Raw genomic sequence first — 15,484 nt, forward strand, 5'->3', positions numbered from 1 at the left:
TCTATTCCTCCGCCTTCTCCGGAGTGTTCGCCACGGCCGCCTCGGCCGGCGCACTCGCCGCCTCGGCCGGCGCACTCGCCGCCGCGGTGGCGGGCTCCGCGACGGGTGCCGTCGGCTCGGTCGCCGCGGCCTCGCCCGCCGGAGTCTCAGCCGGGGCGTTCCCGCCGCCACCACCACGGCCCCGGCGCTCGCCGCGGGCCGCCGCCCGGCCCGCTTCGGTCCCGCCCTGGGTCGTGCCGGACGAGCCGGAACGCGGCCCGCGGCGCGGGCGCTCCCGGCGGGTCTGGCGCTGCAGCGCCTCCTGCGCCTCACGCTCGGCCCGGCTCTGGACGATGTCGCCCTTGTAGATCCAGACCTTCACGCCGATGCGGCCGAAGTTCGTCCGAGCCTCATAGAAGCCGTAGTCGATGTCCGCGCGAAGGGTGTGCAACGGCACCCGACCCTCGCGGTAGAACTCCGACCGGCTCATCTCGGCGCCGCCGAGACGACCCGAGCACTGCACCCGGATCCCCTTCGCGCCGCCCTTCATCGCGGTCTGCATGGCCTTGYGCATCGCCCGGCGGAAGCTGACCCGGCTGGAGAGCTGCTCGGCCACCCCTTGGGCGACGAGTTGGGCGTCGACCTCGGGGTTCTTCACCTCGAGGATGTTGAGCTGCACCTGCTTGCCGGTGAGCTTTTCCAGGTCGCCACGGATGCGGTCGGCCTCGGCGCCACGGCGACCGATGACGATGCCCGGGCGCGCGGTGTGGATGTCCACCCGCAGCCGCCCCTGGGTCCGCTCGATGTCGACCCGGCTGATGCCGGCCCGCTCCATGCCCCGCGACATCATCTTACGGATCTTCACGTCCTCGCCGACGTACGCCTTGTACTGCTTGTCGGCGTACCAACGGGAGGTGAACTCCGAGGTGATGCCAAGCCGGAACCCGTGCGGGTTGACCTTCTGCCCCACTACCGGGCCCTCCTTGTCGTCTTCGCGCCCCGGCCGGCCGCGGAGACCGGCTCCCGGCTCTCCACCACGACGGTGATGTGGCTGGTGCGCTTGCGGATCCGGTAGGCCCGGCCMTGAGCTCGGGGCCGGATGCGCTTGAGCGTCGGCCCCTCGTCCACGTAGACCTCGCCGACCCACAGGGTGGCCGGATCGAGGCTGTGGTTGTTCTCGGCGTTCGCCGCAGCGCTGGCGACAACCTTGTACACGTCCTCGCTGGCCGCCTGCGGAGCGAACCGGAGGATGTCCAGCGCCTCGCCGACCGAGCGCCCGCGCACCAGGTCGACGACCCGGCGGGCCTTCGTCGGCGAGACCCGGACATAGCGGGCCGAGGCCTTCGCCCCGGGAAGACCGGCCCGGGTCAGGCCGTCAACGAGATCGTCAGCCACGGCGTGACCTCCGGTCCTCCTTGACGTGGCCACGGAAGGTCCGGGTCGGGGCGAACTCGCCGAGCTTGTGCCCGACCATGYCCTCGGTGATGAAGACCGGGACGTGCTTGCGGCCGTCGTGCACGGCGATCGTGTGCCCCAGCATGTCGGGGATCACGGTCGACCGGCGCGACCAGGTCTTGATGACGTGCTTGGTGCCCTTGGAGTTCTGCAGATCCACCTTCTTGAGCAGGTGGTCGTCGACGAACGGGCCCTTTTTCAGACTGCGTGGCATGGCTGTGTCTCCTCCTTCCTGCTCAGATCCGATGGGTACGGCTGGTCGGCGGCGCGCTGGTGGCCGACGCGGCCCGGGGCCTGGAGATCACCATTACCGCCGCCTGTTCTGCTTGCGACGACGCACAATGAGCGCGTCGGACGACTTGCGGGTCGCCCGGGTCCGCCCCTCCGGACGGCCCTTGGGATTGACGGGGTGACGACCGCCGGAGGTCTTACCCTCACCACCACCGTGCGGGTGGTCGACCGGGTTCATCGCGACACCGCGCACGGTGGGTCTGCGACCCTTCCAGCGCATCCGGCCGGCCTTACCCCAGTTGATGTTGCTCTGCTCCGCGTTGCCGACCTCGCCGACCGTCGCGCGGCAGCGCACATCCACGTTGCGGATCTCACCGGAGGGCATCCGCAGCTGAGCGTAGGGGCCGTCCTTCGCGACGAGCTGCACACTCGTGCCGGCGCTACGGGCGATCTTCGCACCACCGCCGGGACGCAGCTCGATGGCGTGCACCACCGTGCYGGTCGGGATGTTGCGCAGCGGCAGCGCGTTGCCGGGCTTGATGTCGGCGCCCACGCCGGAACTGACCGTGTCGCCCTGCCTGAGCTTGACCGGCGCGAGGATGTAGCGCTTCTCGCCGTCGAGGTAGTGCAGCAGCGCGATCCGGGCGGTGCGGTTGGGGTCGTACTCGATGTGCGCGACCTTGGCCGGCACCCCGTCCTTGTCCCGCCGGAAGTCGATGACCCGGTACGCCCGCTTGTGCCCGCCGCCCTGGTGCCGGGTGGTGATCCGGCCGTGGACGTTGCGCCCGCCCTTGGAGTGCAGCGGGCGGACCAGCGACTTCTCCGGGTGGTCACGAGTGATCTCGACGAAGTCGGCCACGCTCGCACCACGACGCCCCGGCGTCGTCGGCTTGTACCTACGAATACCCATGGCTTCCTACCGTCCTGGACCCACCGCCGCCGCGGAGCGCACGCGCTCAGGCACCGGGGCCTCCGAAGATCTCGATCGTGTCACCGGGAGCCAGGCTCACCAGGGCCCGCTTGGAGGCGGACCGGTGTCCCCAGCCGTGCTTGGTCCGCTTGCGCTTGCCCTGCCGGTTGATKGTGTTCACCCGCAGGACCCGCACATTGAAGATCTGCTGGACCGCGAGCTTGATCTGGGTCTTGTTCGCGTCCGGACGCACGATGAAGGTGTAGACGTTCTCGTCGAGCAGGCCGTAGCTCTTCTCGGAGACGACCGGCCGCAGGATCACGTCACGCGGGTCGGGAATCACTTGTTCTCCTCCGCCCCGGCCACACCTTCGGTGCCYGCGGCAGCCTCGGTCCCGGCGGTGGAGGTTGCCGGACGGGTGTCACGAGCAAGGAACGCGGCCAGCGCATCCTCGATGAAGACCACGTCGTCGCTCACCAGCACGTCATAGGTATTGAGCTGGCCCGGGTCGAGCAGGTGCACCGCCGCGACGTTGCGCAGGCTCTTCCAGGTCAGCTCGTCCGAACGRCTCGCCACCACCAGCACCCGGCGGGTGTCGGCGATCGTCCGCAGCGCGGTGACCGCGCTCTTCGTCGACGGCGTCTCGCCGGAGACCAGCGAGGACACCACGTGCACCCGGTTGTTGCGGGCCCGGTCGGACAGCGCGCCGCGCAGCGCGGCGGCCTTCATCTTCTTCGGGGTCCGCTGGTCGTATCTGCGCGGTGTGGGGCCGTGCACGGTGCCACCGCCGGTGAACTGCGGAGCCCGCAGCGATCCCTGCCGGGCCCGGCCGGTGCCCTTCTGCCGATACGGCTTGCGGYCACCGCCGCGGACCTCGCCGCGGGTCTTCGTGTCGTGCGTGCCCTGGCGGGCCGCCGCGAGCTGCGCCACCACGACCTGGTGGATCAGCGGGATGTTGAGCGGCACGTCGAACACGCCACCGGGCAGCTCGACGCTGCCGCCTTCGCCCCCGTTCGGCGCGTGCACCGCGACGGTGCGCGCGGTGACGCTCGGGTCGGATGTGGCCACCCGGCTCATGCCGAGACCTCCTCACCGGTACCGGCCAGCTCGGCCGCCGGGGCGATGGCCTCGGGCGCCGGGCGCTTGGCCGCGCTGCGCACGAGGACCAGACCACCATCCGGGCCGGGCACCGCACCCCTGACCAGCAGATAGCCACGCTCGGTGTCGACGGCGTGGATCGTCAGCCCCGAGGTCGTGGTGCGCACGTGACCCATCCGGCCGGCCATGCGCAGGCCCTTGAACACGCGACCGGGCGTGGCGCAGCCGCCGACCGACCCCGGCGAGCGGTGCTTGCGCTCGACGCCGTGCCCCGCGCCCAGACCCTTGAACCCGTGACGCTTCATGACACCGGCGAACCCCTTGCCCTTCGAGGTGCCGGTGACGTCAACGACGGTCCCGGCGGAGAACACCTCGCCGGTCAGCTCCTGGCCGGGCCGGTAGTTGCCGGCATCGGCGGTCCGCAGCTCGACGAGGTGGCGCCGGGGCGTCACCCCGCTGGTGGCGAAGTGGCCGCGGGCGGGTTTGTTGATCTTACGCGGGTCGACCTCGCCGTAACCGAGCTGAACGGCCGAGTAGCCGTCCGAGTCAGGCGTCTTGACCTGCGTGACGACGTTGGGTCCGGCCTTGATGACGGTGACCGGCACGACGCGGTTGTTCGCGTCCCATACCTGGGTCATCCCGAGCTTGGTGCCCAGGAGCCCTCTGTAGTTGCGGATGAGCATGACTGCGCCGGCCCCTCTTACAGCTTGATCTCGATATCGACGCCGGCGGGCAGGTCGAGGCGCATAAGCGAGTCGACCGTCTTGGGCGTCGGGTCAAGAATGTCGATCAGCCGCTTGTGCGTCCGCATCTCGAAGTGCTCGCGGCTGTCCTTGTACTTGTGCGGCGACCGGATGACGCAGTAGATGTTCTTCTCCGTCGGCAGCGGCACCGGTCCCGCGACCTGCGCGCCCGTCCGCGTCACCGTCTCGACGATCTTCCGCGCCGAGCTGTCGATGACCTCGTGGTCATAGGCCTTGAGCCGGATGCGGATCTTCTGTGCCGCCATGGTGGGCTTCGCCTGTCCTGTCTGTCTCGTCCGGCCGGTATCGCTACCGGGTCACCGCCCGTAGATCCTCACCGCCGGCCGCGCGGCGAGCCTGGCGCCCCGCCGCCGGCGGAAAGAACCTGCCGGTTGTACCGCTGTCTCGTGCCGGTCCCGCTCGACGTGTCGACCGGGACCGGGCTGCGTCCCTTGCCGGCGGCCGGTTGTCCTCGGCAGCCGAGTCTCGCGAGAGCCTTGCCTGGTCAGGCAGCGCAGTGGGCGGTGGGTCCGTACACACGCCCGGACCCACCGCCCACGGCTACTACTTGAGAACCTTCGTAACCTGGCCCGCGCCGACGGTCCGGCCACCCTCGCGGATGGCGAAGCGCAGACCCTCCTCCATGGCGATCGGCTGGATCAGCTCGACCGTCATCTCGGTGTTGTCCCCCGGCATGACCATCTCCGTGCCCTCGGGGAGGGTCACGACGCCGGTCACGTCGGTGGTGCGGAAGTAAAACTGCGGGCGGTAGTTCTTGAAGAACGGCGTGTGCCGTCCGCCCTCATCCTTGTTGAGGATGTAGACGCGAGCCTCGAACACCGTGTGCGGGGTGATCGACTTCGGCTTGACGATGACCTGGCCGCGCTCGACGTCCTCCCGCTTGATACCGCGCAGGAGCAGACCGACGTTGTCGCCGGCACGCCCCTCGTCGAGCAGCTTGCGGAACATCTCGACACCGGTCACGGTGGTGGAGGTGGTCTCCGGCTTGATACCGACGATCTCCACGGTCTCGTTGACCTTGACGATTCCGCGCTCGACGCGACCGGTGACCACGGTGCCACGACCGGTGATCRTGAAGACGTCCTCGATCGGCATGAGGAACGGCCGGTCGATGTCACGCTGCGGCTCGGGGATCGACTCGTCGACCGCCGCCATGAGCTCGAGGAGCTTGGCGCCCCACTCCTTGTCGCCCTCCAGCGCCTTGAGCGCGGAGACCCGGACGACCGGAACGTCGTCGCCCGGGAACTCGTACGAGCTCAGCAGCTCCCGGACCTCCAGCTCGACGAGCTCGAGGATCTCCTCGTCGTCGACCATGTCGGCCTTGTTCAGGGCGACGACAATGTAGGGCACGCCGACCTGGCGGGCGAGGAGCACGTGCTCCTTCGTCTGCGGCATCGGGCCGTCGGTGGCGGACACRACCAGGATCGCGCCGTCCATCTGAGCGGCACCGGTGATCATGTTCTTGATGTAGTCAGCGTGTCCCGGGCAGTCGACGTGCGCATAGTGCCGGGTGTCGGTCTGGTACTCGACGTGGGCGATCGAGATCGTGATGCCGCGGGCCTTCTCCTCCGGCGCCTTGTCGATCTGGTCGAACGGCGTGAAGGGGTTGAGGTCTGGGTAGGCGTCGTGCAGGACCTTGGTGATCGCCGCGGTCAGGGTCGTCTTGCCGTGGTCGATGTGACCAATGGTGCCGATATTGACGTGCGGCTTCGTCCGCTCGAACTTCTGCTTCGCCACGGGTGTCCCTCCAAGGACGGGTGGTGTCGTGCTGTGTAGTCAGGTAGGGGTATTGCTCACGCCGTGAGGGCGCTCACTCTCCCCGGGCCTTGGCGATGATCTCCTTGGCGACGTTCGCGGGAACCTCGGCGTAGGAGTCGAACTGCATGGAGTAGCTCGCCCGGCCGGAGGTCTTCGAGCGAAGATCACCAACGTAGCCGAACATCTCCGACAGTGGCACCAGCGCCCGTACGATCCGGGAGCCCCCCCGCTCCTCCATCGCCTGGATCTGCCCACGGCGGGAGTTCAGGTCGCCGATCACGTCACCCATGTGGTCCTCGGGGGTGGTGACCTCGACGGCCATCAGGGGCTCGAGCAGCACCGGGTCGGCCTTGCGGGCCGCGTCCTTGAACGCCATCGAACCGGCGATCTTGAATGCGAGTTCGGACGAGTCGACGTCATGGAACTGGCCGTCGAGCAGGGTGACCTTGACGTCCACCAGCGGATAGCCGGCGAGCACGCCGAACTCCATGGCCTCCTGGCAGCCCGCATCCACCGAGGGGATGTACTCCCGGGGGATGCGACCACCCGTGACCTTGTTCTCGAACTCGTAGCCACCGCCGTCGCCGCCGGAGGGCTCCAGGTTGATGATCACCCGGGCGTACTGGCCGGATCCACCCGTCTGCTTCTTGTGGGTGTAGTCGACCTTCTCCACCTTGCGGCGGATCGTCTCCCGGTAGGCCACCTGCGGCTTGCCGACGTTCGCCTCGACACCGAACTCGCGGCGCATCCGGTCGACCAGCACATCCAAGTGCAGCTCGCCCATGCCGGCGATGATCGTCTGACCGGTCTCCTCGTCGGTGCGGACCTGGAAGGTCGGGTCCTCCTCGGCGAGCCGCTGGATGGCGGTGCCCAGCTTCTGCTGGTCGGCCTTGGTCTTCGGCTCGATCGCGACGTGGATGACCGGCGCCGGGAACGTCATCGACTCCAGGATCACCGGGGCGTTCGGGTCGCAGAGCGTGTCACCCGTGGTGGTGTTCTTCAGCCCCACCACGGCCACGATCTGTCCCGCGCCGACGCCCTCCCGGTCCTCCCGGTGGTTGGCGTGCATCTGCAGGATGCGGCCGACACGCTCCTTGCGGTCCTTCGTCGAGTTCAGCACCGGCGAACCACCAGTCAGCTTGCCGGAGTACACCCGGATGTAGGTCAGCTTACCCACGTACGGGTCACTCATGATCTTGAAGGCGAGCGCGGAAAACGGCTCGTCCTCGCTCGGCTCCCGGCGGACCTCGGYCTCCTCGTCACCGACCGCATGGCCGACGGTGGCGCCGATGTCCAGCGGGTTCGGCAGGAAGTCGACGACGGCGTCGAGCATGGGCTGGACGCCCTTGTTCTTGAACGCCGAACCGCACAGCACCGGGTTGACCTTGCTCGCCAGGGTCGCGCGGCGCAGGGCTGCGACGAGCTGCTCCGTGGAGGGCTCCTCACCCTCGAGGTAGAGCTCCATGAGCTCGTCGTCGTTCTCAGCGACGGTCTCGAGGAGCTTGTCGCGCCACTCCTGYGCGGCCTCAAGGTGATCCCGCGGGATGTCGACGGTCTCGTAAGAGGCGCCCTTGTCCTCGGTCTTCCAGAGGAGGCCCTTCATGCGGACCAGGTCGATGACACCGCGGAAGTCGGCCTCCACGCCCCACGGGAGCTGGATCACGGCCGGCGTCGCGTCGAGCCGGTCGATCATCAWCTCCACGCAGCGGTGGAACTCGGCACCGACCCGGTCCATCTTGTTGACGAAGGCGATACGCGGGACGTTGTAACGGTCGGCCTGCTTCCAGACCGTCTCGCTCTGYGGCTCGACTCCGGCGACCGCGTCGAAGACCGCGACCGCACCGTCAAGGACCCGCAGCGAGCGCTCCACCTCGACGGTGAAGTCGACATGGCCGGGGGTATCGATGATGTTGATGGTGTGGTCGCGCCAGAGACAGGTGGTGGCCGCGGAGGTGATGGTGATCCCCCGCTCCTGCTCCTGCTCCATCCAGTCCATCGTGGCGCCGCCCTCGTGGACCTCACCGATCTTGTAGTTCACACCGGTGTAGAAGAGGATGCGCTCGGTGGTGGTGGTCTTGCCCGCGTCGATGTGGGCCATGATCCCGATGTTGCGGGTCCCGGCCAGCAAGGAACGTACGTCAGATGGMATGTCGGATCACCAGCGGTAGTGGGCGAAGGCCTTGTTGGACTCCGCCATCTTGTGGGTGTCCTCCCGGCGCTTCACGCTGGCGCCGAGGCCGTTGCTTGCGTCGATGAGCTCGTTCATCAGCCGCTCGGTCATCGTCTTCTCGCGACGAGCCCGGGAGTAGCCGACGATCCAGCGCAGCGCGAGGGTAGTGCTCCGGCCGGCGCGAACCTCGACCGGAACCTGGTAGGTGGCACCACCCACCCGGCGGCTGCGCACCTCCAGCGTCGGCTTGACGTTGTCCAGCGCGCGCTTGAGCGTGACGACCGGGTCGTTGCCGGTCTTGTTCTTCGCACCCTCGAGTGCGCCGTACACGATGCGCTCCGCGACCGACTTCTTACCGCTCAACAGCACCTTGTTCACCAGCGCGGTCACCAGCGGCGACCCRTACACCGGGTCGACCACCACGGTGTGCTTGGGCGCAGGCCCCTTGCGCGGCATCAGCCCTTCTCCTTCTTCGCGCCGTAGCGGCTACGAGCCTGCTTACGGTTACGGACGCCCTGCGTGTCGAGAGCGCCTCGGACGATCTTGTACCGGACACCCGGAAGATCCTTCACTCGGCCACCGCGAACCAGGACGATCGAGTGCTCCTGCAGGTTGTGGCCGACCCCGGGGATGTAGGCGGTGACTTCGATCCCGCTGTTCAACCGGACCCGGGCCACCTTGCGCAGGGCCGAGTTCGGCTTCTTCGGGGTGGTCGTGTAGACGCGGGTGCACACACCACGACGCTGAGGGCTTCCCTTGAGTGCCGGGGTCTTGGTCTTCTCGACCTTGTCCTGCCGGCCCTTGMGGACCAGCTGCTGGATCGTGGGCAACRCCGCTCCCGTTCCTGTCACGCCTCGTCGTACTGCCTTGGGCAACCAGACCGGTACGCCGGCCTACCTGCTGCTGTGGTCCGCACCCGATCCACCGGAGTGTCCTCGAGCGGCTTCTCCGACCCACGCGGTCGGGCGTGTCGCGCCATTCGACCGAAACCTCGATGCGATGATCCAGTTCCGGTGAGGAGCACGCCAGCCCGCCCGTCCGCTTTGCGGAACCGAGCTCGACAGTCGCCGACGGATACCCGAACAGTGACTTTACGTCAACCTAGCGAGCACCACGGCGCCACATCGAAGTGCAGGACGCACGCCGKAGCCACGTGGACTCCGACCACAGGGCTCAACAGTACTCCACGCCCGCGCCAGGTGTCGAACGGGGGTGTCCGGCGAAATCCCACGCAGACCCCACGCGCACTATGCACTCGACGGGCGTACGCACTCGAYGGGCGGCACAGGCGGGCACCAGCACGGCCCCCCGTACTGGCACGCTGTACCTACTGGCACGCTGTACGGGACAGCACGATACCGGCATCGGAGGGCCCGCGAGGACATGTCTGACGCAGCCGGCGCACGATTCGCGGCCGCCCCCACCCGACGCCGGCCGAGCCGGGACGCGCTGCTCGCGGCCTACGGGACCACCGTCCCGGACCTRGTCGCCCCGGCCACCGTCGTGCTGCTCTGCGGGATCAACCCGTCCCTCGAGTCCGGGGCCACCGGCTTTCACTTCGGCACGCCGAGCAACCGGCTGTGGCCGGTGCTGCACCTCGCCGGCTTCACCCCACGCCGGTTGCATCCCAGCGAGACCGACGAACTGGTCCGCCGGGGCATCAGCATCACCAATCTCGTCCACCGCTCCACCGCGCGCGCCGACGAGATCAGCGATGACGAGGTCCGCGCCGGCGTGCCCCGGCTCACCGAACTCGTCGAACGGGTCGCACCCCGGTGGGTGGCCTTCCTCGGCTTGGCCGCCTACCGGATCGGGTTCGGACGCCGCGGCGCGAAGGTCGGCCGCCAGGCGGAGACCCTGGGATCCGCCGGCGTCTGGCTCCTGYCCAATCCGAGCGGCCTGAACGCGCACTACCAGCTGCCCGACCTGGTCCGGGTCTACKGCGAGCTACGCGAAACCGCCTATTCCTGACCCACCCGCCACGTTTCCGAGGAGGGTCGCCGCCAGGCCGGCCGGCAGATGCGTGCGTACCGGGGCCCAGAAGTCGGCTCCGGGGGGCGCCTCGACCTCGATGCGGGAGCCGCCGGCCCAAGCCGCATCGAAGGCGAGCCGCCACGAGTGCAGCAGGGTGCGGGCGGTGGCATCGCGGCCGAACAGCGGATCGCCCTCGATCGGGTGCCCGATCCAGGCCAGATGCACCCGGATCTGGTGGCGCCGCCCGCTGACCGGCGTGACCGCGAGCAGGGTGTACTCACCGCCCTCCCACACCCGGATGAAGGTCGTGACGGACGGGTATGTCCGGACGTGGGGAAACACCGCGGCGGGCGGAACCGTCCAGCGTCCGACGCCGGCGCCGGCGCCGGCGCCGGTCGGGCCAACCTCTGCCCGGGCCGCCTCCGCCAAGGGGGCCGCCTCCCCCAGGTCGGCCACCTCCGCCAAGGGGGCCACCTCCGCCAAGGGGGCCACCTCCCCCAGGTCGGCCACCTCCGCCAAGGGGGCCACCTCCGCCAGGTCGGCCATGATGTCGGCCCGGTTCGCCGCCACCCGGACCCGACTCTTGCGCCCCACACTCAGCGGCAGGTCGAYGGTCCCCGAGGCGGGCAGTCCGCGGGTGCGGGTCAGGACGAGGTAGCGCTTGTCCACCGTGCGGCGCTGGAACTGCCGGGTGAGATCACCGTGGAACCGCAACTGCCGGGCGAAGAGCACCAGGCCCGAGGTGACCTTGTCGATGCGGTGCACCGGGAACAGCTCCTCGCCGTCATCCCCGGCGAGGGTGWCGAGATCGGTGTCGTGCCGCTCTCCCATGACCGAGATGCCGACGGGTTTGTCGAGCACGAGAATGGCCTCATCCTCGTAGATCATTCGTTCCCGGCGAATCTCGGTCCACTCGCGGTCAGCCCCGGTCACGTCCACTGYCGGGGAGCGCTTCGATGACCACTGTCCGATAAGGCGCGGCCAACCGACTCAGGTCGTCGTGGTCGCCGGTCAGAATCACGCCGCCGCCACCTTCCACCGCCACCGCATGTACCTGCCCCTGTCCTGCCGATTTTCGCCTCTGCGCGCTGTCCCACCAGCGGGCTTCGGACCTGGACGCGCAACCGGCCCGGCACCCTGGTGAGGGCGCCGGGCCGGTCCTGATCGATCGGGCTTCGGTCGGGCTCTGGTCAGCTCCGCTCGGTCAGCCTCGCGACCTGCTTACGCGCGGCCTGCTCAGCGGAAGTCTCCCGAGCTGCGGTAGTCGAACTCGTCCAGCGGGACCGCCTGGCCGGAGCCCGTGCCGAACGCACCGTACTCGACGCCGCCGTCCTCGTAGGCACCGACGGAGTACATCGCCGCACGTGCCTCCTCGGTCGGCTCGACCCGGATGTTGCGGTACCGGGAGATCCCGGTGCCGGCCGGGATGAGCTTTCCGATGATGACGTTCTCCTTCAGGCCGACGAGCGAGTCCGACCGGGCGTTGATCGCCGCGTCGGTGAGCACCCGAGTCGTCTCCTGGAAGGAGGCCGCCGACAGCCACGACTCGGTCGCCAGCGACGCCTTGGTGATTCCCATGAGGACCGGGCGGRCCGAGGCCGGCTGGCCACCGGTTTCCACCACCCGACGGTTCTCCGCCTCGAACCGGGCCCGCTCGCAGAGCTCACCGGGCAGCAGGGTGGTGTCGCCCGACTCGAGAACGTTCACCCGCTTGAGCATCTGGCGGATGATGATTTCGATGTGCTTGTCGTGGATCGACACACCCTGCGACCGGTAGACCTCCTGGACCTGGTCCACCAGGTGGAGCTGGACCTGGCGCGGCCCGAGGATGCGCAACACCTCGTGCGGGTCGACGGCACCGTCGACAATCTGGCTGCCGACCTCGATGTGGTCGCCCTCGCGGACCCGCAGGCGCGAACGCCGCGAGACCGGGTAGGCGATCTCGTCGCTGCCGTCGTCCGGCACCACCACGACCTTGAAGGTCTTCTCGGTCTCCTCGATCTTCACCCGGCCGGAGACCTCGGTGATGGGGGCCTTGCCCTTCGGGCTGCGCGCCTCGAACAGCTCGACGACACGCGGCAGACCCTGGGTGATGTCGTCGCCGGCGACGCCACCGCTGTGGAAGGTACGCATCGTCAGCTGGGTGCCGGGCTCACCGATGGACTGCGCGGCGACGATGCCGACGGCCTCACCGACGTCAACCAGCTTGCCGGTGGCGAGCGAGCGCCCGTAGCACTGGGCGCACACCCCCATCCGGGACTCGCAGGTCAGCGCCGAGCGGACCCGCACCTGCTCGATGCCGGCCTCGATGATCTGGCTGATCGCGACGTCCCCGGCGTCGGTGCCGGCGGGCACGATGACCTCGCCGTTCGCGTCGATCGCGTCGGAGGCCAGCGTCCGCGCGTACGCCGAGGTCTCGGCATACCGGTCCCGGACCAGCACCCCGTCGGCGCCCTTGCGGGCGATCCGAGTGAGGATGCCGCGCTCGGTGCCGCAGTCCTCCTCGCGGACGATGACATCCTGGCTGACGTCGACGAGCCGCCGGGTCAGGTACCCCGAGTCCGCGGTGCGCAGGGCGGTGTCGGCGAGTCCCTTACGGGCACCGTGGGTGGAGATGAAGTACTCCAGCACGGTCAGGCCCTCGCGGAAGTTCGCCTTGATCGGCCGCGGGATGATCTCACCTTTCGGGTTGGAGACCAGACCACGCATGCCGGCGAGCTGCCGGATCTRCATCATGTTTCCAGCGGCTCCGGAGTTGACCAGCACGTAGACCGGGTTGGTCTCCGGGAAGTTCTCCTCCATCGCCTCGGCGATCTTGTTGGTCGCCTCGGTCCAGATCTGGACCAGCTCGCTGCGGCGCTCCTCGTCGGACAGGAAGCCGCGGTCGAACTGCTTCTGGACCCGGTCGGCACGCTGCTCGTAGTCGTCGAGGATCTCGGCCTTGTTCGGCGGCGCGACGACGTCCTCGATCGCGACGGTGACCCCGGACCGGGTGGCCCAGTAGAAACCGGCGCTCTTCAGGGCGTCCAGGGTCGCCGCTACCTGGATCTTCGGGTACCGCTCGGCCAGGTCGTTGACGATCGCGGCCTGGGCCTTCTTGTTCAGCTGGGCGTTGATGAAGGGGTAGCCCTCCGGCAGCGCCTCGTTGAGCAGGCAACGACCGAACGTGGTCTCCAGGGTGAACACGTCCCCGGTGACCCAGTCGGCGGGCGGGACCCAGTCCGACGGCGGGGTGGTGTCCCGCAACCGCACCCTGATCTTCGCCTGAAGGGCGACCTCCCGGGCGTCGAAGGCCATCTGCGCCTCGGCGACGCTGGAGAACGACCGCCCCTCGCCGAGCGCCCCCTCGGCCAGGCGGGACAGGTGGAACACCCCGGTCACCATGTCGAGGCTCGGCATCGCCAGCGGCCGGCCCGATGCGGGCGAGAGAATGTTGTTGCTCGACAGCATCAGGATCCGCGCCTCGGCCTGCGCCTCGGCGGACAGCGGCAGGTGCACCGCCATCTGGTCACCGTCGAAGTCGGCGTTGAACGCCGTGCAGACCAGCGGGTGGATCTGGATGGCCTTGCCCTCGACGAGCTGCGGTTCGAAGGCCTGGATGCCGAGGCGGTGCAGGGTCGGCGCCCGGTTGAGCAGCACGGGGTGCTCGGTGATGACCTCCTCGAGCACGTCCCACACGACCGGGCGGGCCCGCTCGACCATCCGCTTCGCCGACTTGATGTTCTGCGCGTGGTTGAGGTCCACCAGGCGCTTCATCACGAACGGCTTGAACAGCTCCAGCGCCATCTGCTTGGGCAGACCGCACTGGTGCAGCTTGAGCTGCGGACCGACGACGATGACCGAACGGCCGGAGTAGTCGACCCGCTTGCCCAGCAGGTTCTGGCGGAACCGGCCCTGCTTGCCCTTGAGCATGTCGGACAGCGACTTCAGCGGGCGGTTACCCGGGCCGGTGACCGGCCGGCCGCGGCGGCCGTTGTCGAACAGCGCGTCGACGGCCTCCTGCAGCATCCGCTTCTCGTTGTTGACGATGRTCTCGGGCGCGCCGAGGTCGAGCAGCCGCTTCAACCGGTTGTTCCGGTTGATCACCCGGCGGTACAGGTCGTTGAGGTCCGAGGTGGCGAACCGRCCACCATCGAGCTGCACCATCGGGCGCAGATCGGGTGGGATCACCGGGACGCAGTCGAGCACMATCCCCATCGGGGAGTTGCGGGTGTTCAGGAACGCGGAGACGACCTTGAGCCGCTTGAGCGCGCGGGCCTTCTTCTGCCCCTTGCCGCTGCGGATGGTCTCGCGCAGCGACTCGGCCTCGGCGGCCAGGTCGAAGTCGGCCAGCCGCCGCTGCAGCGCCTCGGCGCCCATACCGCCGTCGAAGTACGCACCGAAGCGGTCGCGCAGCTCGCGATAAAGCAGCTCGTCCGGCTCCAGGTCCTGGACCTTCATGTTCTTGAACCGGTCGAAGACGCGGTCGAGATCGTCGATCTTACGCTGCACCCGGTCCCGGAGCTGGCGCATCTCGCGCTCGGCCGACTCGCGGACCTTGCGTCGCGCGTCACCCTTGGCGCCCTCGGCCTCGAGCTGTGCGAGGTCGGCCTCGAGCCGCTTCTGCCGGACTTCCACGTCGGCGTTCTTCTTGTCCTCGAGCTGCTGCTTCTCGACGCCGATGCGGGCCTCGAGGGTCGGCAGATCGCGGTGGCGGGCGTCCGTGTCCACCTTTGTGATCATGTAYGCGGCGAAGTAGATGACCTTCTCGAGGTCCTTCGGCGCGAGGTCCAGCAGGTAGCCGAGGCGGCTCGGGACACCCTTGAAGTACCAGATGTGGGTGACCGGCGCAGCCAGCTCGATGTGGCCCATGCGCTCACGGCGGACCTTGGCCCGGGTCACCTCGACGCCGCAGCGCTCACAGATGATGCCCTTGAACCGGACCCGCTTGTACTTGCCGCAGTAGCACTCCCAGTCCCGGGTCGGACCGAAGATCTTCTCGCAGAAGAGCCCGTCCTTCTCCGGCTTCAGGGTGCGGTAGTTGATCGTCTCGGGCTTCTTGACCTCACCGTGCGACCACTGGCGGATGTCATCCGCGGTGGCGAGACCGATGCGCAGTTCGTCGAAGAAGTTGACGTCCAGCAAGACTGTCGCCTGCTCTCTCTT

At 68.7% G+C, this 15,484-nt stretch carries 15 protein-coding genes; 1 reads left to right on the forward strand and 14 read right to left on the reverse strand.

Annotated features, from left to right (window positions below):
• Position 1 precedes the first annotated feature (1 nt).
• From rpsC to rpsL, 12 genes are all read right to left on the reverse strand, one after another.
• The gene (gene rpsC / locus CcI156_RS00435; protein WP_076803946.1) at positions 2 to 949 is read right to left on the reverse strand and encodes a 30S ribosomal protein S3; all 948 of its coding nucleotides are present in this window, start codon (positions 947 to 949) and stop codon (positions 2 to 4) included.
• On the reverse strand, positions 949 to 1,374 hold the full coding sequence (rplV, locus tag CcI156_RS00440; protein WP_076803947.1) for a 50S ribosomal protein L22: 426 nt from the start codon (positions 1,372 to 1,374) through the stop codon (positions 949 to 951). The genes rpsC and rplV overlap by 1 nt, the downstream gene beginning before the upstream one ends.
• A complete protein-coding gene (rpsS, locus tag CcI156_RS00445) occupies positions 1,367 to 1,648 on the reverse strand; it encodes a 30S ribosomal protein S19 (protein ID WP_076803948.1) in 282 nt (93 codons plus the stop codon). The genes rplV and rpsS overlap by 8 nt, the downstream gene beginning before the upstream one ends.
• A gap of 93 nt (positions 1,649 to 1,741) precedes the next feature.
• Complete coding sequence (gene rplB / locus CcI156_RS00450; RefSeq protein ID WP_076803949.1) at positions 1,742 to 2,575, reverse strand: 50S ribosomal protein L2; 834 nt, start codon at positions 2,573 to 2,575, stop codon at positions 1,742 to 1,744.
• Between the two features lie 46 nt (positions 2,576 to 2,621).
• Positions 2,622 to 2,918: a 50S ribosomal protein L23 gene (gene rplW / locus CcI156_RS00455; RefSeq protein ID WP_011435041.1), complete on the reverse strand. Its 297-nt coding sequence runs from the start codon at positions 2,916 to 2,918 to the stop codon at positions 2,622 to 2,624.
• A complete protein-coding gene (gene rplD, locus CcI156_RS00460) occupies positions 2,915 to 3,652 on the reverse strand; it encodes a 50S ribosomal protein L4 (protein ID WP_076803950.1) in 738 nt (245 codons plus the stop codon). Before rplD ends, rplW begins: the two co-directional genes overlap by 4 nt.
• On the reverse strand, positions 3,649 to 4,356 hold the full coding sequence (gene rplC, locus CcI156_RS00465) for a 50S ribosomal protein L3 (protein WP_011435039.1): 708 nt from the start codon (positions 4,354 to 4,356) through the stop codon (positions 3,649 to 3,651). Before rplC ends, rplD begins: the two co-directional genes overlap by 4 nt.
• 17 nt (positions 4,357 to 4,373) lie before the next feature.
• Positions 4,374 to 4,682, reverse strand: a complete 309-nt coding sequence (rpsJ, locus tag CcI156_RS00470) for a 30S ribosomal protein S10 (protein ID WP_007514815.1) — start codon at positions 4,680 to 4,682, stop codon at positions 4,374 to 4,376.
• 298 nt (positions 4,683 to 4,980) lie between these two features.
• Positions 4,981 to 6,174: an elongation factor Tu gene (gene tuf, locus CcI156_RS00475; protein WP_076803951.1), complete on the reverse strand. Its 1,194-nt coding sequence runs from the start codon at positions 6,172 to 6,174 to the stop codon at positions 4,981 to 4,983.
• Positions 6,175 to 6,247: 73 nt separating this feature from the next.
• The gene (fusA, locus tag CcI156_RS00480) at positions 6,248 to 8,293 is read right to left on the reverse strand and encodes an elongation factor G (protein WP_076804046.1); all 2,046 of its coding nucleotides are present in this window, start codon (positions 8,291 to 8,293) and stop codon (positions 6,248 to 6,250) included.
• 57 nt (positions 8,294 to 8,350) lie between these two features.
• The gene (rpsG, locus tag CcI156_RS00485) at positions 8,351 to 8,821 is read right to left on the reverse strand and encodes a 30S ribosomal protein S7 (RefSeq protein ID WP_011435036.1); all 471 of its coding nucleotides are present in this window, start codon (positions 8,819 to 8,821) and stop codon (positions 8,351 to 8,353) included.
• Complete coding sequence (gene rpsL / locus CcI156_RS00490) at positions 8,821 to 9,195, reverse strand: 30S ribosomal protein S12 (RefSeq protein WP_076804047.1); 375 nt, start codon at positions 9,193 to 9,195, stop codon at positions 8,821 to 8,823. Before rpsL ends, rpsG begins: the two co-directional genes overlap by 1 nt.
• Positions 9,196 to 9,748: 553 nt before the next feature.
• Between rpsL and mug the strand changes: the two genes are divergently transcribed.
• Positions 9,749 to 10,336, forward strand: a complete 588-nt coding sequence (gene mug, locus CcI156_RS00495; RefSeq protein WP_076803952.1) for a G/U mismatch-specific DNA glycosylase — start codon at positions 9,749 to 9,751, stop codon at positions 10,334 to 10,336.
• Here the strand turns inward: mug and CcI156_RS00500 are convergent.
• Both CcI156_RS00500 and CcI156_RS00505 read right to left on the reverse strand, forming a co-directional pair.
• Complete coding sequence (locus CcI156_RS00500) at positions 10,313 to 11,227, reverse strand: RluA family pseudouridine synthase (protein ID WP_076804048.1); 915 nt, start codon at positions 11,225 to 11,227, stop codon at positions 10,313 to 10,315. The two genes, mug and CcI156_RS00500, sit on opposite strands and share 24 nt — an antisense overlap.
• A 348-nt stretch (positions 11,228 to 11,575) precedes the next feature.
• Positions 11,576 to 15,463 carry a DNA-directed RNA polymerase subunit beta' gene (locus CcI156_RS00505; protein WP_076803953.1) on the reverse strand — a complete coding sequence of 1,296 codons (3,888 nt, stop codon included), beginning with the start codon at positions 15,461 to 15,463 and terminating at the stop codon, positions 11,576 to 11,578.
• Positions 15,464 to 15,484: the final 21 nt, after the last annotated feature.

This window comes from Frankia sp. CcI156 (genome assembly GCF_001983015.1).
Taxonomy (GTDB): domain Bacteria; phylum Actinomycetota; class Actinomycetes; order Frankiales; family Frankiaceae; genus Frankia; species Frankia casuarinae.

Excerpts from the sequence above, each read along its gene's own strand:
- rplC (WP_011435039.1), bottom strand. The coding sequence starts at position 4,356 with ATGCTCATCCGCAACTACAGAGGGCTCCTGGGCACCAAGCTCGGGATG.
- rpsJ (WP_007514815.1), bottom strand. The coding sequence starts at position 4,682 with ATGGCGGCACAGAAGATCCGCATCCGGCTCAAGGCCTATGACCACGAG.